General features: G+C 64.7%; 21 protein-coding genes. 14 read left to right on the top strand and 7 right to left on the bottom strand.

What is annotated here, in order from left to right; all coding sequences use genetic code 11:
* Nucleotides 1-414: 414 nt before the first annotated feature.
* The 9 genes from C7401_RS09455 to C7401_RS09495 all read left to right on the top strand — a co-directional run bounded on the left by C7401_RS09455 (nt 415) and on the right by C7401_RS09495 (nt 8,137).
* Complete coding sequence (locus tag C7401_RS09455) at nt 415-1,311, top strand: DMT family transporter (RefSeq protein ID WP_112171137.1); 897 nt, start codon at nt 415-417, stop codon at nt 1,309-1,311.
* A 161-nt stretch (nt 1,312-1,472) separates the two neighbouring features.
* The gene (locus tag C7401_RS09460; protein ID WP_112171138.1) at nt 1,473-2,114 is read left to right on the top strand and encodes a TIGR00645 family protein; all 642 of its coding nucleotides are present in this window, start codon (nt 1,473-1,475) and stop codon (nt 2,112-2,114) included.
* Nucleotides 2,115-2,183: 69 nt separating this feature from the next.
* Nucleotides 2,184-3,707: a fumarate hydratase gene (locus C7401_RS09465; RefSeq protein ID WP_112171139.1), complete on the top strand. Its 1,524-nt coding sequence runs from the start codon at nt 2,184-2,186 to the stop codon at nt 3,705-3,707.
* A gap of 201 nt (nt 3,708-3,908) precedes the next feature.
* Nucleotides 3,909-4,388, top strand: coding sequence for a bacterioferritin (gene bfr, locus C7401_RS09470; protein ID WP_112171140.1), 480 nt, complete (start codon nt 3,909-3,911; stop codon nt 4,386-4,388).
* A gap of 71 nt (nt 4,389-4,459) precedes the next feature.
* The gene (gene murI / locus C7401_RS09475; protein ID WP_373864430.1) at nt 4,460-5,320 is read left to right on the top strand and encodes a glutamate racemase; all 861 of its coding nucleotides are present in this window, start codon (nt 4,460-4,462) and stop codon (nt 5,318-5,320) included.
* A 325-nt stretch (nt 5,321-5,645) separates the two neighbouring features.
* Nucleotides 5,646-5,894 (top strand): (2Fe-2S)-binding protein, encoded by a 249-nt coding sequence (locus tag C7401_RS09480; RefSeq protein WP_112171141.1) that lies wholly within the window; start codon nt 5,646-5,648, stop codon nt 5,892-5,894.
* Between the two features lie 279 nt (nt 5,895-6,173).
* Nucleotides 6,174-6,905 carry an energy transducer TonB gene (locus tag C7401_RS09485; protein WP_112171142.1) on the top strand — a complete coding sequence of 244 codons (732 nt, stop codon included), beginning with the start codon at nt 6,174-6,176 and terminating at the stop codon, nt 6,903-6,905.
* Nucleotides 6,906-6,952: 47 nt separating this feature from the next.
* Complete coding sequence (locus C7401_RS09490; RefSeq protein WP_112171143.1) at nt 6,953-7,699, top strand: MotA/TolQ/ExbB proton channel family protein; 747 nt, start codon at nt 6,953-6,955, stop codon at nt 7,697-7,699.
* Nucleotides 7,700-7,717: 18 nt separating this feature from the next.
* Nucleotides 7,718-8,137, top strand: a complete 420-nt coding sequence (locus C7401_RS09495; protein WP_112171144.1) for an ExbD/TolR family protein — start codon at nt 7,718-7,720, stop codon at nt 8,135-8,137.
* 416 nt (nt 8,138-8,553) lie between these two features.
* Here the strand turns inward: C7401_RS09495 and C7401_RS09500 are convergent, their stop codons facing one another.
* On the bottom strand, nt 8,554-9,639 hold the full coding sequence (locus C7401_RS09500) for a LysR family transcriptional regulator (protein ID WP_224042433.1): 1,086 nt from the start codon (nt 9,637-9,639) through the stop codon (nt 8,554-8,556).
* A gap of 121 nt (nt 9,640-9,760) precedes the next feature.
* On the opposite strand from C7401_RS09500, the gene C7401_RS09505 reads away from it, so the two are divergent.
* The 4 genes from C7401_RS09505 to hemP all read left to right on the top strand — a co-directional run bounded on the left by C7401_RS09505 (nt 9,761) and on the right by hemP (nt 12,197).
* Nucleotides 9,761-10,642, top strand: a complete 882-nt coding sequence (locus tag C7401_RS09505) for a pirin family protein (RefSeq protein ID WP_112171145.1) — start codon at nt 9,761-9,763, stop codon at nt 10,640-10,642.
* Nucleotides 10,643-10,839: 197 nt separating this feature from the next.
* Nucleotides 10,840-11,238, top strand: a complete 399-nt coding sequence (locus C7401_RS09510; protein ID WP_112171146.1) for an OsmC family protein — start codon at nt 10,840-10,842, stop codon at nt 11,236-11,238.
* Between the two features lie 38 nt (nt 11,239-11,276).
* On the top strand, nt 11,277-11,762 hold the full coding sequence (locus C7401_RS09515; RefSeq protein WP_112171147.1) for an SRPBCC family protein: 486 nt from the start codon (nt 11,277-11,279) through the stop codon (nt 11,760-11,762).
* Nucleotides 11,763-11,924: 162 nt separating this feature from the next.
* Nucleotides 11,925-12,197, top strand: coding sequence for a hemin uptake protein HemP (hemP, locus tag C7401_RS09520; protein WP_112171148.1), 273 nt, complete (start codon nt 11,925-11,927; stop codon nt 12,195-12,197).
* Nucleotides 12,198-12,497: 300 nt separating this feature from the next.
* On the opposite strand, the gene C7401_RS09525 is transcribed toward hemP, so the two are convergent.
* The 6 genes from C7401_RS09525 to uvrB form a co-directional block, all read right to left on the bottom strand.
* Nucleotides 12,498-12,905: a GlcG/HbpS family heme-binding protein gene (locus C7401_RS09525; RefSeq protein ID WP_112171149.1), complete on the bottom strand. Its 408-nt coding sequence runs from the start codon at nt 12,903-12,905 to the stop codon at nt 12,498-12,500.
* Nucleotides 12,906-13,026: 121 nt separating this feature from the next.
* Nucleotides 13,027-14,430, bottom strand: a complete 1,404-nt coding sequence (locus tag C7401_RS09530; RefSeq protein ID WP_112171150.1) for a 4Fe-4S binding protein — start codon at nt 14,428-14,430, stop codon at nt 13,027-13,029.
* Between the two features lie 20 nt (nt 14,431-14,450).
* On the bottom strand, nt 14,451-15,296 hold the full coding sequence (locus C7401_RS09535) for an FTR1 family iron permease (RefSeq protein ID WP_112171151.1): 846 nt from the start codon (nt 15,294-15,296) through the stop codon (nt 14,451-14,453).
* Between the two features lie 75 nt (nt 15,297-15,371).
* Nucleotides 15,372-15,725: a cupredoxin domain-containing protein gene (locus C7401_RS09540; RefSeq protein WP_181565541.1), complete on the bottom strand. Its 354-nt coding sequence runs from the start codon at nt 15,723-15,725 to the stop codon at nt 15,372-15,374.
* A 114-nt stretch (nt 15,726-15,839) separates the two neighbouring features.
* Nucleotides 15,840-16,388, bottom strand: a complete 549-nt coding sequence (locus tag C7401_RS09545) for an iron transporter (protein ID WP_112171152.1) — start codon at nt 16,386-16,388, stop codon at nt 15,840-15,842.
* A 274-nt stretch (nt 16,389-16,662) separates the two neighbouring features.
* On the bottom strand, nt 16,663-18,744 hold the full coding sequence (gene uvrB / locus C7401_RS09550) for an excinuclease ABC subunit UvrB (protein WP_112171153.1): 2,082 nt from the start codon (nt 18,742-18,744) through the stop codon (nt 16,663-16,665).
* A 260-nt stretch (nt 18,745-19,004) separates the two neighbouring features.
* On the opposite strand from uvrB, the gene C7401_RS09555 reads away from it, so the two are divergent.
* Entirely contained in the window at nt 19,005-20,204 is a 1,200-nt protein-coding gene (locus C7401_RS09555; protein ID WP_112171154.1) for an amino acid aminotransferase, read from the top strand.
* Nucleotides 20,205-20,286 lie beyond the last annotated feature (82 nt).

Genomic DNA, 20,286 nt, shown 5'->3' on the forward strand with positions numbered 1-20,286 from the left:
TAGGCGTCCATGCCGGACACCGTGGCACTGGCCACCGTTTGTTCTGAAGGCGCAAAGACCCGGCGTTCCTGAAGAACCGATTCAATCGCAGACATCGACAACCCCTTGGTGAAGATGAAACGTCAAACTCGTGGACACGCGTGAGCATCTTCAATGCCCGCGCGCGCCGTCTCCGTGCGCCGCCGCCCGCATGCGGGCGCGACGCTATTAGCTTGCGCTGCAAGCCGTCATTGTGGCATTGCAGCATGCATGGACGCCATGCGCTCTGCGCGCGCGCCCACGCCGGCTAGATTAAGCGTAGCAACTTACCGGCCACTTACGCGCGCTGGTGGACCTAACCGCCGGCGGCGCACGATGGCACCCAGGTAAGCAGACATTTAGAATGCTAACTGAACTGCGTACCCGGATTCCAGCTTGAACCGCTATTCCTTTTTTCTCGTCGCCTCGATGCTGCTCGTGGGCAGCAACGTGGGCATCGGCAAGTCGATTGTCGCCTTCATCCCCGTTCCGCTTTTCGCGCTGCTGCGCTTCGTGATCGCCCTCGCGGTGCTCGGCCCGCTGTTGCGCCGCACGAAGATGCAGCGCGTGAAGCGCGGCGAATGGCTCAATCTGTTCCTCCAGGCGCTGTTTGGGACATTCGGGTTTACGCTGCTCATGCTGGGCGGCGTGCATCGCACGAGCGCGGTCGCGGCCGGCGTCATCACGAGCACGATTCCCGCCGTGATCGCCCTCTTCTCGTGGCTCTTCCTGCGCGAGCGCCCCGACGCGCGGGCGCTCGCCTCCATTGCGCTCGCCATCACGGGCATTGCGGTCATCAACCTCGCGCATGTGGGTGCAAGCGGCGACGCGGGCGCGAGTTCGTTCACCGGCAACCTGATGGTGCTCGGCGCGGTGGGCTGCGAGTCGCTCTATGTGATCCTGTCGCGCCGCCTCACGCAAACGCTGGCGCCGCTCGACATCTGTGCCTACACGCATCTGTTCGGCTTCTTGCTGATGCTGCCCGTCGGGCTGCCCGCCGCACTGTCGTTCGATTTTGCGAGCGTGCCCGCGGGCGTCTGGTGGCTCGCACTCTGGTACGGGCTTTCGGCGAGCGTGTTCTCGTTCTGCCTCTGGATGATGGGCATCCGCCATGTGCCCGGCAGCATCGCGGGCGTGTTCACGGCCGTGCTGCCGGTGGCCGCCGCCGTCTACGGCATCGCCTTCCTCGACGAGCGCCCCACGCCCGCGCACGGCATCGCGCTCGCCTGCGTGGTGGCCGGCATCGCGCTCGCGAGCCTCAAGACCCGGCGCGTGCCGCCGGTGGCGTCGTGACGGTTTTGTAATCCGTCTGAAAGCATTGGGCGCGGGCAGCGCTGCCGGAATCCGGGCGGGCCCTTGCGCCGACGCTGTACAATAGCGCCCGCCCGGCCCCTTGCGAGCGCCATCTGGCCCCGCCTGAACGGCCCCGCCCGTATTCGCTACCGTGATTGCCCATGTCCGCCGCACGTCCCCAGCATTCCGCCGCCGCTCCCGGTAAAGCCCGTCGCCGCATGCGTCCGCTGCCCAGCGTCATCTTCATGAGCCGCTGGCTACAGGTGCCGCTCTATCTGGGCCTGATCGTCGCGCAAGCGGTGTACTGCCTGCTGTTCCTCAAGGAAGTGTGGCACCTCGTGAGCCACGCCACCACGCTCGACGAAACCAGCATCATGCTGGCCGTGCTCGGCCTGATCGACGTGGTGATGATCTCGAACCTGCTCATCATGGTGATCGTGGGCGGCTACGAGACCTTCGTCTCGCGCATGAACCTGGAAGGCCACCCCGACGAGCCCGAGTGGCTCGACCACGTGAACGCCGGCGTGCTCAAGGTGAAGCTCGCCATGGCGCTCATCAGCATTTCGTCGATCCACCTGCTCAAGACCTTCATCAATCCCGATGCCGCCTCGACGCATACGGTGATGTGGCAGGTGATCATCCACGTGGCGTTCCTCGTCTCCGCGCTCGTGATGGCGTGGATCGACCGCATCACCACGCACACGCACCCCGAACACTATCAGGACCTCGCCGCGCGCCATCCGGTGCCAGGCGGGCATGCCGCAGCCCCTCGCGCGGTTCCCGAGCACGCCGAATCGGACTGAACGGCGCGCGCGGCCCCAAGATTCAATACGACTCAAAATTCAAAACACCCGTCCCCACAGAAGCTAGCCATGACCGTCATCAAACAGGAAGACCTCATCCAAAGCATTGCGGATTCGCTGCAATACATCAGCTACTACCATCCGCAGGACTATATCGAGGCACTCGGCCGCGCGTACGAGCTCGAAGAGAGCCCGGCCGCGAAGGACGCCATTGCGCAGATCCTCACGAACAGCCGCATGTGCGCCGAAGGGAAGCGCCCGATCTGCCAGGACACCGGCATCGTCACGATCTTCGTGAAGGTCGGCATGGATGTGCGTTGGGACGGCGCCACGATGGGCGTGACCGACATGATCAACGAAGGCGTGCGCCGCGGTTACCTGAACCCGGACAACGTGCTGCGCGCGTCGATCGTGAACCCGCCCGAAGGCGGCCGCAAGAACACCAAGGACAACACGCCGGCCGTGATCCACTACGAGATCGTGCCGGGCGACAAGGTGGACGTTCAGGTTGCAGCCAAGGGCGGCGGCTCGGAAAACAAGTCGAAGTTCGTGATGCTGAACCCGTCCGACTCGATCGTCGACTGGGTGCTCAAGACCGTGCCGACGATGGGCGCGGGCTGGTGCCCGCCGGGCATGCTCGGCATCGGCATCGGCGGCACCGCTGAAAAGGCGATGCTGATGGCGAAGGAATCGCTGATGGAATCCATCGACATCCAGGACATCATCAAGCGCGGCCCGAAGGACTGGATCGAAGAGCTGCGCGTCGAATTGCACGAGAAGGTCAACGCGCTCGGCATCGGCGCGCAGGGCCTGGGCGGTCTCGCCACCGTGCTCGACGTGAAGATCATGGCCACGGCTACGCACGCGGCTTCGAAACCCGTCGCGATGATCCCGAACTGCGCCGCCACGCGCCACGCGCACTTCGTGCTCGACGGTTCGGGCCCGGCCAAGCTCGAAGCGCCTTCGCTCGACGCATGGCCGAAGGTCAACTGGGAACCGAACACGGAAACCAGCAAGCGCATCGATCTGAACACGCTCACGCCGGAAGAAGTCGCTTCGTGGAAGCCGGGCCAGACGCTCCTGCTCTCGGGCAAGATGCTCACGGGCCGCGACGCCGCGCACAAGCGCATTGCCGACATGCTCGCCAAGGGCGAGAAGCTGCCGGTGGACTTCAAGAACCGCGTGATCTACTACGTCGGCCCGGTCGATCCGGTGCGCGACGAAGTGGTCGGCCCGGCAGGCCCCACCACCGCCACCCGCATGGACAAGTTCACGGAGCTGATGCTCTCGCAAACGGGTCTCATCTCGATGGTCGGCAAGGCCGAGCGCGGCCCCGTGGCGATCGAGGCGATCAAGAAGCACAAGGCCGCTTACCTGATGGCCGTGGGCGGCGCGGCTTACCTCGTTTCGAAGGCGATCCGCGGCTCGAAGGTCCTCGCATTCGAAGACCTCGGCATGGAAGCCATCTACGAGTTCGACGTGCAGGACATGCCGGTGACGGTCGCGGTCGATTCGTCGGGCACCTCGGTCCACAAGACCGGCCCCGCCGAATGGCAGGCCAAGATCGGCAAGATTCCGGTCGCAACGGTTTGATGCATGCTTAATGCCTGTTAAAAACCGGGGCCACGCGCCCCGGTTTTTTATTGCGTCACGCAAATCGTACTGAGACTAATTCTCAGCACCCGGTTAATCGCCAATAAATGCCTCAATTGCACCCGGATTAGCCCTTGGCTTTTGCGTATTGAGCGTTTATTGTTGGAAACCAGTCTCCGCCACACCAAGAAAGGAAAGATCATGCAAGGCGACAAGAAAGTCATCGAATATCTGAACGCGCAGCTCAAGAACGAGCTCACGGCTATCAATCAGTATTTCCTGCATGCCCGCATGTACAAGCATTGGGGCCTCGAGAAACTCGGCAAGCACGAATATGACGAATCGATCGGCGAAATGAAGCACGCCGACTGGCTGATCGAACGCATTTTCATGCTCGACGGTCTGCCGAACCTGCAAGACCTGCACAAGCTGCTGATTGGCGAAGAGACCAAGGAAATTCTCGAGTGCGATCTGAAGCTCGAGCAGATTTCGCAGTCCACCTGCAAGGAAGCCATTGTCTATTGCGAATCGGTGCGTGATTTCATTTCGCGTGAAATCTTCGTGAAAATTCTCGACGACACCGAAGAACACATCGACTGGCTCGAAACGCAGCTCGACCTCATCGACAAGGTCGGCATCCAGAATTACCAGCAATCGGCAATGGGTTCGGTAGAATCCTGATCGCACGCCCCTCGCGTGTCGCGCACCCGTCCGCCTTGCGGGTGCGCCTCAACACTCCAGCGCCCAGCCTCTTGAACCTTCCGGCCTCTTCCAGCGCCGCGCCTGTCGGCATCTTCGACTCCGGTCTCGGCGGTCTCTCGGTGCTGCGCGCCGTGCGCGCGCTGCTGCCCGCCGAGCGGCTCGTGTATGTCGCCGACTCGCGCTACGCGCCCTATGGCCAGCGCGACGACGACTTCATTGCCGACCGCACGCTGGCTATCTGCGAATGGCTCGTCGCGCAAGGGGCCAAGGCGCTGGTGGTGGCCTGCAACACGGCCACGGCGCAATCCATCGCGCTCGTGCGCGAGCGGCTCTCCATCCCGCTCGTGGGGGTAGAGCCGGGCATCAAACCGGCGGCGCTCGCTTCGAAGTCGCGCGTGGCCGGCGTACTCGCGACCCAGGTGACGCTGCGCAGCGCGCGCTTTCAGGCGCTCGTGGAGCGTCACGCGGCCGACCTGCGCGTGCTGTGCCAGCCGGGCCATGGCCTCGTCGAGGCCGTGGAGCGCTGCGATATCGGTTCGGCCGAGTTGCTCGCGCTGCTGCGCGCGTACGTCGAGCCCATGCTCGACGCCGGCGCGGACACGCTGGTGCTCGGCTGCACGCACTACCCGTTTCTGGACGCCGCGATCCGCTCGATCGTCGGCGAACGCATGACGCTCATCGACACCAGCGTCGCCATCGCGCGGCAGCTCGAGCGCGTGCTCGATCAGCACGGCCTGCGCGCAAGCGGCGGGGATGCCGGTGCGCACGCGGATGCGATCCGCTTCTGCTCGACGAGCGACGGCGCGCATTTGCGCGAACTGGCCGCCGCCCTGCTCGGCCTCGACGCGGCAGTCGAACGCGTGGCGATTCCGTCACGGCGCACGATCGAACTCGAAGCCAACGCGGCCTGAGCCCTCGGCTCAACGGCCCGCTGACGTTTCAACCCCGTTTTCTCATCCACGGCCTGCCCGAGCGCGTCCCCGCAGCGCGCTCTCAAACGATCGCAGGCGGCCTCCAGCGCCCGCCCCATGCCCACGAGCCTGGGCGCCGCGGCAACCGCTTGTCTGCCCGCCAACCACGTCTCCGGCATCCGGCCCCGGCATCGCCAGCATCTGACCTAAAGCAAAACCCCTGCTAAGCATCCGGTTTTGTTACAAAAATTCCGTCTGGCCGCTTGCCAAACCCATCAAACATAATGATAATAATTCGCATTAACTCTCTCTATTGCGGTCCATCATGATTGTCTGCGTTTGCAAGTCTGTCTCCGATCGGACGATCCGTGCCTCCATCGCGGAAGGTATGGATTCCTTCGACGAGTTGCAATTCGAGCTCGGCGTCGCGACCTGCTGCGGCAAGTGCGAAGAATCCGTTCGCGACGTGATGGCGCAAAGCGGCGTATGCGCGAGCCGCTGCGGGGTGCCGCACGCCCCCGCCGTGGTCCCGCATGTCGTGCCGCTCACGTTTTACGAGCGCAAGGCAGCCTGATGTCATGGCGCGCATCCTGTCACCGATGCGCGCCCGTACCGTCCGCCCGCACAGCCGGGCGCGCCGGACACCTAACCGCCGCCGACAGCAAGCCCGTCTCGCGACCAGCCAGCTACCGCTCGTGAACCTCAAAGGAGGTCGCTATGGAATTGCTGATCGGTTTCGTCACGACGTTGTGTATATCGCTGTTGATCTTTCGCAAATAAAGCTGCCCGACACGTTGCGCAGGACTCGCTGGATCGTCCGCGCGCCGTCGTCCGCATGGCAGCCACGCTAAACATGCAGGCTTTCCAAACCACCGCTGGCACGCTGCCGTCTCCCGCCGTTCGCGTCAATCGCCGTGTCGTCACCGCGAGCGCCATCGTGCTCGCGCTGCACGCCGCGCTCATCGCCGTCGTGCTGATGAAGCGCGAGCCCGTGACGCCCGTTGCGCTACAGTCGCAGACGATTACGGCCGAACTGCTCAAGCCCGATCCCGTGGCCGCACCGGCCGCGATCCAGTCCACGCCCACGCCGCCTCCGCCCAAGCCCGTCCCGCACGTGACGCGCGAAAAGCCGAAGGTTCAGCCCAAGCCCAAGCCGACTCCGCTGCCCGTGGCCGAAGCGCCCTCGCAGCACGCGATCGAATCGGCCGCTCCCGCCACGCCCGCGCCGCCGGCTCCCACGCCGCCCGCGCCCGCGCAGACGGCCGCCGCAGCCACCGACGCGAAGCCGACCATGGCGCTCTCGGCGCCGAAGAACGTTTCGCACCTCGACTGCCGCATCGTGCAGCCCGACTATCCGACGCTTTCGCGCCGCCGTGGCGAGACCGGCACGGCCTTCGTGCATTTCGTCGTGGGCCTCACGGGCAAGATCGAGAACATCGAACTGAAGAAGTCGAGCGGCTATAGCCGCCTCGACGACGCCGCAGTCGACGCCATGCGCCAAAGCTCGTGCAAGCCGTACCTGGAAAACGGCGAAGCCGTGCGCGCGGCCTACACGCAACCATTCGACTTCAGCCTGCACGATTGACCGGCTGAAGCCACACGCCTTCATGAATTGAATAAAGAGGATTGAGAATGCAGAACTACGGTATCGCCCACGTCTGGGCGCAAGGGGATTTCGTGACACGCGGCATCGCGCTCGCGTTGTTGATCATGTCGGTGCTGTCATGGTGCGTGATCGTCGTGAAGGGCTGGAACGTGGCGCGCCTGAAGCGCCTCACGAAGAATGCCGAGCAGCAGTTCTGGCACTCGGACGATCTCGCCGACGGCGTGAAGAAGCTCGGCAGCGGCACGCGCGAAGACAACCCGTTCCTCGCGCTCGCCCTCTCGGGCCAGGAAGCCGCCGATCACCATCACCAGACGCAACCGCATCTGCACGACCGCATGGACGTGTCGGACTGGGTCACGCGCTGCCTGAAAGACACGATGGACGATTCCGTCGCGAAGATGCAAAGCGGCCTCGCCATTCTCGCCTCGATCGGCAGCACGGCGCCGTTCGTCGGCCTGTTCGGCACGGTGTGGGGCATCTATCACGCACTGCTTACGATCGGCGCAACCGGTCAGACCTCGATCGACGCCGTGGCCGGTCCCGTGGGCGAAGCGCTCATCATGACCGCGTTCGGCCTCTTCGTCGCGATTCCCGCGGTGCTCGGCTACAACGCCCTCACCCGCGCCAACAAGGCGATCGTCACGAAGCTCAACCGCTTCGCGCACGGCCTGCACGCGTTCTTCGTGACGGGCGCCCGTCTCACCTCGACCTCGCGCAGCGGCGCGAAGGACGGCAGCACCGGCAACCTGCGTGTCGCCGCGCGCAGCCACTAAAGAGCGGAGGCAAGCAACATGGCGATGAGCCCCTTTGCCAGCGACGACGACGATGGCCTGATGAACGAAATCAACATGACGCCGCTCGTCGACGTCATGTTGGTTCTCCTGATCGTTTTCATGGTGACGATTCCCGTGATCCGTCACGCCGTGAAAATCGACCTGCCGCACGCGAGCAGCCAGAAGGAAGACGCGAAGCCCGCGCAGATCAACGTATCGATCGAAGCGGACGGCACCGTGCTATGGGATGGCGACAAGGTCGACGACGCGGCGCTGAACCAGAAGATCGCCGCCGCGGCGCAAACCACGCCGCAGCCGGAACTGCACCTGAACGCGGACCGCAAGGTGCAATACGAACGCGTGGCCCAGGTGATGTCGGCGGCCCAGAGCGGCGGCCTCACGAAGCTCGGCTTCGTGACCGATCCCGCGCACCACTGAATACCGCCAGCCCAAAACGGCGGCACAAAGTAAAAGGCCTTCATCGTCAGATGAAGGCCTTTTTTCGTGCGCACGCGGCGCATTCGGGCTGTGGCGGCGACTCCCCGACAATCGATCGGTTCACGCCGGCACATGCGACTGCCGTGGGCAACACGGACTGCGCTTTCGGCCCTGAAGGCTCACTATGATAGCGGCCATCAATCCCCACTCAAGACCGGTGCTTGGCGAGGAGGACTTCAATATATTCCTCTCGCCGCTGGCCTTCAAGCGTTGAGCCATTGAATGTAGCGATGGCCGGCAGCGCTTGAATGCCTAAAAACAAATGGCGTTTGAGCCGAAGCTGAACGGCACGCGCAACGGCGGTGCTTCAGGGCAAAGCTTCATACAAGCGCACGCGCGTGCATGTTCGCAAAGCTTCACGCCGTTTCGATCTTGCTTGCGGACTTCGTGCGCAGCAACCCGGCCCGTGCGCCCTGAACATTCGGTGTACTTGTTGTTGTGCTTGATGTCGTGCCCGTGGCCGCGCCCTGCCCGCCCGCGTGCGCCGCGAGCGCGGCGATCTCGCTCCTCAGCGGGCATTCCTGCTGCAAGCTCTTGTCGGCGTCGAGCACTTCCACGAGGTAATCGACGAAGGCCCGCACGGCGGGAACCATGCCCTGGCGCGAGAGAAACACCGCATAAAGCTGCGGCACAGGCAGCGTCCAGCCCGGCATCACCGGCGAAAGCTTGCCCGAGCGGAGCGCGGCGCCGTACATCATCTCCGGCATGGCCGCGATGCCGAGGCCCGCGAGCGCTGCCTCGCGGATCGTCGTGAGGTCCGCGGTGATGAGGCGCGGCTCGTGCTCGTGCGCGTGGCGCGTGCCATCGGGCGCGATCAGCTGGAACACATGGCGGCCGTCGCTCGTGGGCGTGTCGAGCGTTTCGAAGCGCGTGAGGTCGTCGGGCGTGAGCGGCGGCGCATTCTGCGCAAGCAGGCTCGGCGCGCCCACCAGCATCTGCTCGGTGCGCCACAGCGGGCGCACCACGATATTGGCGTTCTCCGGCGGCTCCGAGCGCACGCGCAGCGCGATGTCCACGGAATCTTCGAACAGGTCGATCACGCGGTTCGTCACGCGCATCACCACCCGCACTTCAGGGTAGCGATGCATGAATTCCGGAATGATCTGCGAAAAGATCGTCTGCGACAGCGTGACGGGCACGCTCACGCGCACCGTGCCGCGCGGCGACGAACGCAGCGACTGTACGACGTTCACCGCCGCCTGCGCCTCGGCGAGCATCGCGCGGCAATGCTGGTAGAAGAGTTCGCCCGCCTCGGTGAGCGCGAGCTTGCGCGTGGAGCGCTGCAACAGGCGCACGCCGAGCGAGGCCTCGAGTTCGCTCACCCGCCGCGACAGACGTGACTTCGAGATGCCGAGCACACGTTCGGCGGCCGAGAATCCGCCATGCTCGATCACCTGCGAGAAGTACATCAGGTCGTTGAGGTTATGCGAATCGATTTTCATGTCGTCGTTCCAGCGATGGGACAATCCATTGCGATGAGGCCGTAAAACAGCCCGAATTGGGTACCTATAATAGCTGTTTGTTTCGCATATAACGCAATTCCCACAATTCGAGGTGATATCCATGACCACGACCCGTACGATCGAACGCGTTTATCCCGCGGTTCGCACCACCGAGGGTGGCGGATTCATCGTTCATCGGCCGTTCCCCACCCGCACGCTGATGGACTTCGATCCGTTCCTGCTGCTCGACGAAATGGGCCCGACCGACTACGCGCCGGGCGAAGCCAAGGGCGCGCCCGACCACCCGCATCGCGGCTTCGAAACCGTCACGTACATGCTCGCGGGCCGCTTCGGCCACAAGGACTCGGCGGGCCATTCGGGCACGCTGCGCCCCGGCGACGTGCAGTGGATGACGGCGGGTGCGGGCGTGATCCACAGTGAAATGCCCGACCCCGAATTCACGCGCACGGGCGGCCGCATGCACGGCCTGCAACTGTGGGTGAACCTGCCCGCGCGCGACAAGATGATCGCGCCGCGTTACCAGGAACTGCCCACGGAGCAGATTCCGGTGGGCCGCTCGACGGACGGCAAGGTCACGGTGAAGGTGATTGCGGGCGAGGCGCTGGGCGCGAAGGCCGCGATCGAAACGCGCACGCCCATCCTCTACCAGCACTTCACGATCGCGCCCGGCGCGAGCGTGCAGCAGCCGGTGCCGCCCGAGTATCGCGTGTTCGCCTACGGCCTTTCGGGCACGGGGCTGTACGGTCCGCAAGCGCAGGCGGTCGAGGCGCAGCAGATGGTGACCTTCGCGCGCGACGGCGACACGGTCACGCTCGCCGCGCCCGCCGACGCGAGCGCGCCGCTCGAAGTCCTGCTGATCGGTGGCGTGCCGCTGAACGAGCCGGTCGTACGCTACGGCCCGTTCGTGATGAACACGGAGCCGGAGATCCGCCAGGCCGTGCTCGACTATCAGGCCGGTCGCATGGGGCGCATCGCGCACTAGACGAGCACCGGGCGCGCGAAGCGCACGAGGCGCACGCCACGCGCACACCCAGGTGCACGCCAGGCGCGCGCGGCCGCGGCCGTCGCGCCGCCTCATCACCACAGGCTTGCCCGCTTTCCGTCACAATAAGGTTTCCGGGGGCGCGCGCCGGTCGGCGCACGCCCGTCCCCTTTAACCGTCCCTCCCGCGAGGAGCGCATGGCCGAACCCGCAGTCACCGCACACATTGGCTCGACGAACTACCAGGTCCAGTTCGACGACGGCACACACACCTGGATCGCCGACGAACCCGCCTCACTCGGCGGCGGCGATCGCGGACCGTCGCCCTTCTCGCTGCTGCTCTCGAGCCTCGGCGCCTGCACCTCCATCACGCTGAAGATGTACGCACAGCGCAAGGAGTGGCCGCTCGAAGGCGTACGCGTGAAGCTCTCGATGGAAACCGGCAACGAAGGCACGACGATCGATCGCCAGATCGCGCTCGAAGGCGCGCTCACCGAAGAGCAGCGCGAGCGCCTGCTCCAGATCGCCAACGCCTGCCCGGTCCACAAGGTCCTCACCAACACGATCACGATACGCTCGGGTCTCGTCGTCGCTTGAGCGCCGGCACAAGGACATAGACACAGGAAGGCGCCGCCTTGAATTTCGAACACCTCATCCAGATCAACGACCCGCTGAACCCGCTGGTGGTTGCCATGACGCGCGACCAGCTCTGGGAAGGACTCGTGCTGCGCGCCGAACAGCCGCAACTCTTCGTGATCGGTCTCGATAGCTGCACGATCCTCTCGCGCACCGACAGCACGCTGGAGCGCGAACTGCATTACGGCCACGCCACGGTGCGCGACCGCGTCACGCTCACGGCCAACGAGAGCGTGCGCTACGACATCCTGGCGACGGCCGACTACGTGGGCGGCTCGCTCACGATGACGATCGAGCAACCCGACGCGCTACAGCTCTTTCTGCGCTTCGAGTACCGCACGACGCTGCCGACCGCCGACACCGAGGACGACCGGCAAACCTCCGAGATCGTGAAGTCGGCGTATCGCGAGTCGGACATCGACACCGTGCGTCTGATCCGTCAGTTCGTGCAAGGCAACGGCGACCTGCCGAACGCCGTGCATTGACCGACGCCATGCAGCGGCCCTCGCGCTCGCGGGGCGCCGCTGTGCCTGTCCGCCCCCCCTCTGGCTATCGCTAGTAAATTTCGATAAATTTCGGACAGTTGAAAATAGGAACGATTATCATTTAGAATAACTCCATCGAATCGAGACAAAGACGTCACGTTCATGACCGACTTCAACCGCTCCACCACTCTTAGCGTCCGCCGCACCGGCGGCTCGGCATTGACCAGCGCACGGCCGAAACCCGCAGCGACACATGCGCAGCCGCAATCGCAGCCGCGCAAGAGCGCGGATACGGCAAGCGGCGCGGCGGGCGGCGAGCGAACGCTGGAAAGCGCGGCGCTGCTTCAGGGCCGCAGCCATGTGAGCATCAAGCACAACGGCGAGACGTATCAGTTGCGGGCCACGCGGCTCGGCAAGCTGATCCTGACGAAGTAAGTCTCAGGCAGGACAGAAGCAGGATTCGAACAGGTTTTAACCGGGTATTGTGGGGACCGCCTCCACCGAGAGGCGTTGGGCATTAGCCAGCAACGACGGCTTGCACGCGAGATCTAGACCCCTTCGTGCAGACATCCTTCAAGCTTTAAGCCAGCCGTCGCAGCAAGCCACGCCATTTTTTTGTTCTCATACCTGATCGGGGCGGCGCGCGAAGCGTGAGCCGCCCGAGGCAAAAGCCGCGGCATCTGTCCGCGGCTTTTGTTTTTTGCGCCACCGCCAGGCGTGGCGTAGCGGCCGCGCTTACCCCGCCCCGAGCACCGCGATGCCCTCGCGCGCAACGGCCGCATCCTGATCGGACTTCACGCCCGATACCCCGATCGCGCCGATCACGTCGCCGTCCACGATCACGGGCACGCCGCCTTCGAGCATGCCGGTGAGAGGCGCGCTGAGAAACGCCGTGCGGCCCTGCTTGATGACGTCTTCGTAGACCTTGCTTTCGCGGCGGCCGAGCGCCGCGGTGCGCGCCTTCGCCATGGCGATCTCGGCGGTGATGGGCGCGGCGCCGTCGAGCCGGCGCAGATAGAGCAGATGCCCGCCCTCGTCGACGATGGCGATCGTCACGCTCCACTGGTTGGCGCGTGCGTGCGCCACGGCCGCATCGGCCATCTTCACGACGTCTTCGTCAGTCAGAACTGCGCGGGTTCGCATAACGGTTTCTCCTTGTACGGGCGGGCCGCGCCGGGACCAGCCCGGCGCCAAAGCCACATGACGATGCAAGGAGAGTAGCGCAGAACGCGCCGGAAGACGGTGCGGAAAATGCGCCCGAAACTCAGCGCGTCCAGCCCCAGAACATCAGCCACCATGCGCTGTCCACCACGGCGAGCGCCACGGCGAAGCCCGCGAGCGCGAGCGCGCGCTGCCACAGGCGCGTGCTGTAGCGCCCCGTCACGCGCCAGGCGAGCCACGCGCTCCAGGCGTTGGTGATGACGAGGATCGCAATGCGCACCTCCGTCGCCCAGTCGAGCGGCACGTGCTCGGCGCGCAACAGCGAGAGCGTCGTGGCCGACAGGCCGAGGAACACGCCCGCGCCCGCGAGCGGAATCAGCGACTGCGCGAAGTGATGCAGGCGGCGCATCTGGAAACGTCCGAACACGGCGGTCGAGGCGGCGAGAATCGCGAAGAGCGCCGTGCCGTACACGAGCCCCGTCGCGACGATATAGCCGACGATCATCGTGCCGTCGAGCCACGAGAACACGTCGTTCTGCTCGGGATAATGCGTGAGCAGGAACCACGGCGCGTTGGTGTCGAGCGGCCAGGTGATGTCGCGGTCGATGAGCCAGCCCGCGAGCCACTGCTTGATGCCGATGAACCACGGCGAGCCGGTCCAGTGGAACGCGCCGATCGCCACGCCCAGCAGGCCGTAGAGAATCAGTGCGGTGTCCCAGGCGCTCGCCTGGCTGTCGCCGAGCTCGACCACCTCTTCCGAGGGCGAGCGCCACGACAGCGAGATGGCGTCGCGGTGCCCGCTGCAACGGCCGCACATGTGGCACTGCGCGGCGCCCTTCATGTTGCGCAGCGGCACGAGCGGAGCGCAGTTCACGGGAATCACGCGGTGGCCGCCGTGTTCGCCGTGCTGATAGGAATTGCGCCAGGCGTCTTCGTCGACCTTGTAGCGAAACGGCGCGAGACGCGCCAGAAGCGCAAAAACCCCGTTCACGGGGCAGAGATACTTGCACCAGACGCGCTTCTCGCGCCCGTACAGAAAGCCGATGACCATCGCGCCGAGGGTCGAGCCGCCCAGCACCAGCAGCACCGCCTTGGGGTACTGGTAGACGCTCACCATCTGTCCGTAGATCGTGGTGAGCCCGAAGGCCACGAAGGGCCAGCCGCCCCAGCGCATCCAGCGCGGAATCGCCCAGCCGCGCCCGAACTTGCTCGCGAACTCGGTGAGCGCGCCTTCCGGGCACAACACGCCGCACCACACGCGCCCGAGCATCACCATCGAAAGCAGCACGAACGGCCACCAGATGCCCCAGAACACGAACTGCGCGGCAAGCGTGAGGTTGTTCCACAGGTGCGCCGTGTCGCCGGGCAGCGGCATGACCGCCGGCACGAGAATCAGGAAGGCATAAACGGCGACCACGACCCACTGCACGGCGCGGATCGCCGCGCCGTGACGTTGCATCCATTGGCCCGCCTGGGCGAGCTTGCCAGGGCGCCCCGCTGCCTGCATCGGGCGCTGGGATGCACAACTCATGCTGCCGTCCTCTTCCCGACTGCGGTCGCGCGGCCGGTGGCGCGCCGCACGAGGAACCACACCACGAGCCAGTACGCCGCGTAGGCGATCAGGTTCATGAGGGCCGGATGCGCGCGATAGCCCGTAAGCGTCGCGACGAGCGAGCCGAAGGTGCTCGAGTCGTCGAGGATCGCCGAGGAATTCCACACCTGGTCGATGATCGTCGGCAGGAATTCCTTGTCGATCAGCTTGTCCACGCCGGTCTGGAACAGGCCCGCACCGAGGAACAGCAGCATGATCTCGGTGACGCGGAAGAAGTGCCGCCACGAGAAGTACTTGCCGCCCAGTTGCAGGATGTAGAAGGTGAGGAACGCCAGCCCGAGGCCGATCAGCACGGCGAAATACTGGCTCGCGTCCACGTGGCCCGACTGGCCGAAGCCGAGGCCGTAGAGGAAGATCACCGTTTCGCTGCCTTCGCGCGCGATGGCAAGCGCGACGAGCACGAGCACGCCCCACCAGTTCGAATCGCGCGTGCTCGCTTCGAGCGACTGCTCCATCTCGCGCTTGAGCGTGCGCGCGTGCTGCTTCATCCACAGCACCATCTGCACGATCAGCACGCACGCCACCAGCACCATGCCGGTCTGGAAGTAGTCCTGCGCGTCGCCCGAGAGCACCTCGGTGAAGCCGACCAGCGCCGCGCCGAGGCCGATAGCGGCAAGAATGCCGAGCGCCACGCCGCCCCACAGGTACGGCAAGCCGCGCCGCGCGTCCGCGTCGCCGTTCTTCAGCCACGCATAGAGAATCCCCACGACGAGCAGCGCCTCAACGCTCTCCCGCCATACGATGAACATCACCTGACCCATTCAACACCTCCTGCTGCCGGCCCTACGCGCCGGCGGCCTTACTACTTCGCGACAATTGCCTTCACCCGGCAGCGCTCACTTGGCGACGATCACGCCCTGCGCCTGCTGGTGGAAATCGTCGAAGAACTTGTACTCGCCCGGATCGAGCGGCGCGATCACCACGAACGAGTCCGCGCCCGGCGCCAGCACCTTTTCCTTGCGCAACTGGACGCTCTCGAACTCGGCCGCGCCCTTGCCCGTATTGCGCACCTCGATCTTGATGCGCTTGCCCGCCGGCACCTCGATGCGCGCGGGATTGAGCTTGCCGTCGTTCATTTCGAGCTTGAACGTCGGCAGATCCTCGGCGTGCGCGAGCGTGGCCACGCCAGCAAGCGACACCGCAAAAGACGCGCTGAGCGCGAGCGCCGCAAACTTCCGGATTCCAGTCATTGGTCTTACCTGCTCCTTGCTGCATTTCATGCAGTGGCGCCGCACGAGGCGAGCGCCGCTGCCATTTGCGCTATCCGCTTCGCGGCCCGCTCATTGGGCCGCTAATTTTTCCGCTTAATAGCCGCCCTTCTTGCCGATACCGGCAAACGGGAAGTCGTATTCGAGCGTGATCGGCTTGAACCACGGGCCCACGCCCGTTTCCTTGTCGACGTGACGGCCGAACGCCATGTGGCCGGTCTGCATCGGCGCTTCCACGATCAGCTTGAGGTGATACTTGCCGGGGCCCGCCAGCTTGACGTTGTCGCCATAGTGCGGGCCGTCGTTCGCGACCATCGGCATCAGGTCGCCCTTTTGCACGTAGCTCGAACCCGGCTTGGTCAGTTCGTAATGCACTTGCAGATACGGCATCCAGTCGCCTTCCGCGAAGCCCGTCGGGTTGTTCTTCACCGCGTGGATGTCCGACTCCAGGTGGATATCGGAATCCGACGCCTTGCGCATCATGCCTTCCGGCTCCATCGTGATCGGCTGCAAATAGACTGCGCCGATTTCCATACCGCCCTGGATTTGCTGCTTGCCGATCGGGTATTCAGCCGCATGGGCCGCAAACGCCGCCGTGGCGGCCGCGATGACGGCGGTACCGCGCAAGAGAGAGTGGATCCGCATCGAAACTCCTGGTTTTTATATATGAGGATTACATCCAACTGAGCCGGTCCGCATGCAGCTAAAAACGTTAATGCGAACAATTCTCAATAATAGCGAAGTTTAACACCGATGCAGATGAGGGACAAATTCGGCGGCGCGAAAAACCTTAATGCAACAGGGTTTTAGCAGCGGTTTGTTAACACAGCCTTACGGTGTTTTGGCAGGCCGGTTTCAGCGCCTTCGACACCCGAAAGGCGATCGAAGGCAAGGAGGCAGCGCAACGAGCGGTAATCGCTCAGATCGGATGATCCCCCACGTTCGCCCCGAACACGCGCCGGCGCAGCACGGCAAGCTGGTCGCGCGCCTGTGCGGCCTTCTCGAATTCGAGGTTCTTCGCGTAGTCCATCATCTGCTTCTCGAGCTTCTTGATCTCCTTGGCGATCTGCTTCTCGGACATGTCCTCGAACTTCGCGCGCTCCTGCTCCTCGCGCAGTTCGGCGCGGGCTTCATCGACGTTGTAGACGCCGTCGATGATGTCCTTGATGCGCTTGACCACGCCGCGCGGCACGATGCCGTTCGCCTCGTTGAAGGCCATCTGCCTGGCGCGGCGGCGCTCGGTTTCGTCGATGGCTCTGCGCATCGAGTCGGTGATGCGATCGCCGTAGAGAATCGCCTTGCCGTTCACGTTGCGCGCCGCGCGGCCGATCGTCTGGATCAGCGAGCGCTCGGCGCGCAGGAAGCCTTCCTTGTCGGCGTCGAGAATCGCCACGAGCGAGACTTCCGGAATGTCGAGCCCCTCGCGCAGCAGGTTGATGCCCACGAGCACGTCGAAGGTGCCCAACCGCAGGTCCCGGATGATCTCCACGCGCTCGACCGTGTCGATGTCGCTATGCAGGTAGCGCACTTTCACGCCGTGGTCGGCGAGGAACTCGGTGAGCTGCTCGGCCATGCGCTTGGTGAGGGTCGTCACGAGCACGCGCTCGCCCACTTCGACGCGCGCGTTGATTTCCGAGAGCACGTCGTCCACCTGGGTCGACGCCGGGCGCACCTCGATCGTCGGGTCGACGAGGCCCGTGGGCCGCACCACCTGCTCGGCGATCTGCCCCGTCACCTTCTTTTCATAGTCGGCGGGCGTGGCGGAGACGAACACCACCTGGCGCATCTTGCGCTCGAACTCGTTGAACTTGAGCGGCCGGTTATCGAGCGCCGAAGGCAGCCGGAAGCCGTAATCGACGAGATTTTCCTTGCGCGCGCGGTCGCCGTTGTACATGCCGTTGAACTGGCCGATCAGCACGTGCGACTCGTCAAGGAACATCATGGCGTCGGTGGGCAGGTAATCGACGAGCGTGGGCGGCGGCTCGCCGGGCAGCGCGCCCGAAAAGTGCCGCGAGTAGTTCTCGATGCCCTTGCAAAAGCCCAGTTCCTGAAGCATCTCCAGGTCGAAGCGGGTGCGCTGTTCCAGCCGCTGCGCCTCCACGAGCTTGCCTTCGGTGTGGAAGAACTCCAGCCGCTCGCGCAATTCAGTCTTGATCGTTTCAACGGCGCGCAGCACGGTTTCGCGCGGCGTCACGTAGTGCGACGACGGATACACCGTGAAGCGCGGAATCTTCTGGCGCACGCGGCCCGTGAGCGGGTCGAACAGTTGCAGCGTTTCGACCTCGTCGTCGAACAGTTCCACGCGCACGGCCATTTCGGCGTGCTCGGCCGGGAAGATGTCGATGGTGTCGCCGCGCACGCGGAACGTGCCGCGCTGGAAGTCCTGCTCGTTGCGCGTGTACTGCATCGCGATCAGGCGCGCGATGACGTCGCGCTGGCCGAGCTTGTCGCCGTGACGCAGCGTGAGAATCATCTGGTGGTACTCGGACGGATTGCCGATACCGTAGATCGCCGAAACCGTCGCGACGATCACCACGTCGCGCCGCTCCATCAGGCTCTTGGTGGCGGAAAGCCGCATCTGCTCGATGTGCTCGTTGATCGACGAATCCTTCTCGATGAAGAGATCGCGCTGCGGCACATAGGCTTCCGGCTGGTAATAGTCGTAGTACGAGACGAAATACTCGACGGCGTTGCGCGGAAAGAACTCGCGGAATTCGGCGTAAAGCTGCGCGGCGAGCGTCTTGTTCGGCGCGAACACGATGGCCGGGCGGCCCAGGCGCGCAATGGTGTTCGCCATCGTGTAGGTCTTGCCCGAGCCCGTGACGCCGAGCAGCGTCTGGAACGAGAGCCCGTCCTCCACGCCTTCCACGAGCGTTGCGATGGCCGTCGGCTGGTCGCCGGCCGCCGGGTACGGCTGGTAGAGCTGGAACGGCGAGCCCTCGTACTGGACGAACTTCGACTCGTCGAGCGCGGGCGCGTCGGCGACGATGTGGTCGGACATGGGTGACATCCTGTGCGCGGAGCAAACAACTATTCTATCGCCTCGCCTGATTTTGCCGGTCGGCATGCCAGAGCGGGCCTGGAGCGGGCTTCGGGCCCGCTACGGAGCTAGATGGGGCGCCTCAGGCGGCGCTGCAAGGGCCGGGCGGCGCAACGGATGCCAAATCGGCGGAAATCCGGCTTGAGGATTCGCTACAATAACGCGTTCTGTGGCCGGCACGTGTGGCCCAACCGATCTCCCTTCACTTTTGCCGAACGATCATGTCCCTCTTTTCCGCTGTCGAACTCGCCCCCCGCGACCCGATTCTGGGTCTGAACGAAGCCTATAACGCCGATGCTCGCGCGACCAAGGTGAACCTCGGCGTGGGCGTGTACACCAACGAGGAAGGCAAGATTCCGCTGCTGCGCGCGGTGCGCGAGGCCGAAAAGGCGCGCGTGGAAGCCGGCCTGCCGCGCGGCTATCTGCCGATCGAAGGTCTCGCCGCCTATGACGCCGCCGTGCAAAAGCTGCTGCTCGGCGACGACTCGCCGCTGATCGCGGCCGGCCGCGTCGTCACGGCGCAGGCGCTGGGCGGCACGGGCGCACTGAAGATCGGCGCGGACTTCCTGAAGCGCGTGAACCCGAACGCCAAGGTCGCGATCAGCGACCCGAGCTGGGAAAACCACCGCGCCCTCTTCGAAAGCGCCGGTTTCGACGTCATCGCGTACCCGTACTACGACGCGCAGACCAACGGCGTGAACTTCGAAGGCATGCTGAGCGCGCTGAACGGCTACGCCGCCGGCACGGTTGTCGTGCTGCACGCGTGCTGCCACAACCCGACTGGCGTCGACCTCACGATCGACCAGTGGAAGCAGGTAATCGAAGCCGTGAAGGCACGCGGTCTCGTGCCGTTCCTCGACATCGCGTATCAAGGCTTCGGTGACGGCATCGCGGAAGACGGCGAAGTCGTGCGCCTCTTCGCCGCTTCGGAACTCAACGTGTTCGTGTCGTCGTCGTTCTCGAAGTCGTTCTCGCTGTACGGCGAGCGTGTGGGCGCACTGTCGATCCTCACGACCAGCAAGGAAGAATCGGCGCGCGTGCTCTCGCAACTCAAGCGCGTGATCCGCACGAACTACTCGAACCCGCCGACGCACGGCGGCTCGGTGGTCGCAGCCGTGCTCGGCTCGGCCGACCTGCGCGCGATGTGGGAAGCGGAACTCGGCGAAATGCGCAACCGCATCCGCGCGATGCGCACGGGCCTCGTCGAGCGCCTCACGGCCGCCGGCGTGGACCGCGACTTCAACTTCATCAACGTGCAGCGCGGCATGTTCTCGTACTCGGGCCTGACCGCCGCGCAAGTGGACCGTCTGCGCGAAGAGTTCGGCATCTATGCCGTGAGCACGGGCCGCATCTGCGTGGCCGCGCTGAACACGCGCAACCTCGACGCCGTTGCGAGCGCAGTCGCGCAAGTGCTGAAGTAAGCCCAACGCGCAAGCAAGCATGAAAAAGGCGTCCGTTCGCAAGAACGGACGCCTTTTGTTTTGGCGGGACGATCAACAAACG

The organism is Paraburkholderia unamae (assembly GCF_003268775.1).
Lineage (GTDB): Bacteria > Pseudomonadota > Gammaproteobacteria > Burkholderiales > Burkholderiaceae > Paraburkholderia > Paraburkholderia unamae.

Excerpts from the sequence above, each read along its gene's own strand:
- C7401_RS09460 (WP_112171138.1), top strand. The coding sequence starts at position 1,473 with ATGTCCGCCGCACGTCCCCAGCATTCCGCCGCCGCTCCCGGTAAAGCC.
- C7401_RS09465 (WP_112171139.1), top strand. The coding sequence starts at position 2,184 with ATGACCGTCATCAAACAGGAAGACCTCATCCAAAGCATTGCGGATTCG.
- bfr (WP_112171140.1), top strand. The coding sequence starts at position 3,909 with ATGCAAGGCGACAAGAAAGTCATCGAATATCTGAACGCGCAGCTCAAG.
- C7401_RS09480 (WP_112171141.1), top strand. The coding sequence starts at position 5,646 with ATGATTGTCTGCGTTTGCAAGTCTGTCTCCGATCGGACGATCCGTGCC.
- C7401_RS09485 (WP_112171142.1), top strand. The coding sequence starts at position 6,174 with ATGCAGGCTTTCCAAACCACCGCTGGCACGCTGCCGTCTCCCGCCGTT.
- C7401_RS09490 (WP_112171143.1), top strand. The coding sequence starts at position 6,953 with ATGCAGAACTACGGTATCGCCCACGTCTGGGCGCAAGGGGATTTCGTG.
- C7401_RS09495 (WP_112171144.1), top strand. The coding sequence starts at position 7,718 with ATGGCGATGAGCCCCTTTGCCAGCGACGACGACGATGGCCTGATGAAC.
- C7401_RS09500 (WP_224042433.1), bottom strand. The coding sequence starts at position 9,639 with ATGAAAATCGATTCGCATAACCTCAACGACCTGATGTACTTCTCGCAG.
- C7401_RS09505 (WP_112171145.1), top strand. The coding sequence starts at position 9,761 with ATGACCACGACCCGTACGATCGAACGCGTTTATCCCGCGGTTCGCACC.
- C7401_RS09510 (WP_112171146.1), top strand. The coding sequence starts at position 10,840 with ATGGCCGAACCCGCAGTCACCGCACACATTGGCTCGACGAACTACCAG.
- hemP (WP_112171148.1), top strand. The coding sequence starts at position 11,925 with ATGACCGACTTCAACCGCTCCACCACTCTTAGCGTCCGCCGCACCGGC.
- C7401_RS09525 (WP_112171149.1), bottom strand. The coding sequence starts at position 12,905 with ATGCGAACCCGCGCAGTTCTGACTGACGAAGACGTCGTGAAGATGGCC.
- C7401_RS09530 (WP_112171150.1), bottom strand. The coding sequence starts at position 14,430 with ATGCAGGCAGCGGGGCGCCCTGGCAAGCTCGCCCAGGCGGGCCAATGG.
- C7401_RS09535 (WP_112171151.1), bottom strand. The coding sequence starts at position 15,296 with ATGGGTCAGGTGATGTTCATCGTATGGCGGGAGAGCGTTGAGGCGCTG.
- C7401_RS09540 (WP_181565541.1), bottom strand. The coding sequence starts at position 15,725 with ATGACTGGAATCCGGAAGTTTGCGGCGCTCGCGCTCAGCGCGTCTTTT.
- C7401_RS09545 (WP_112171152.1), bottom strand. The coding sequence starts at position 16,388 with ATGCGGATCCACTCTCTCTTGCGCGGTACCGCCGTCATCGCGGCCGCC.
- uvrB (WP_112171153.1), bottom strand. The coding sequence starts at position 18,744 with ATGTCCGACCACATCGTCGCCGACGCGCCCGCGCTCGACGAGTCGAAG.
- C7401_RS09555 (WP_112171154.1), top strand. The coding sequence starts at position 19,005 with ATGTCCCTCTTTTCCGCTGTCGAACTCGCCCCCCGCGACCCGATTCTG.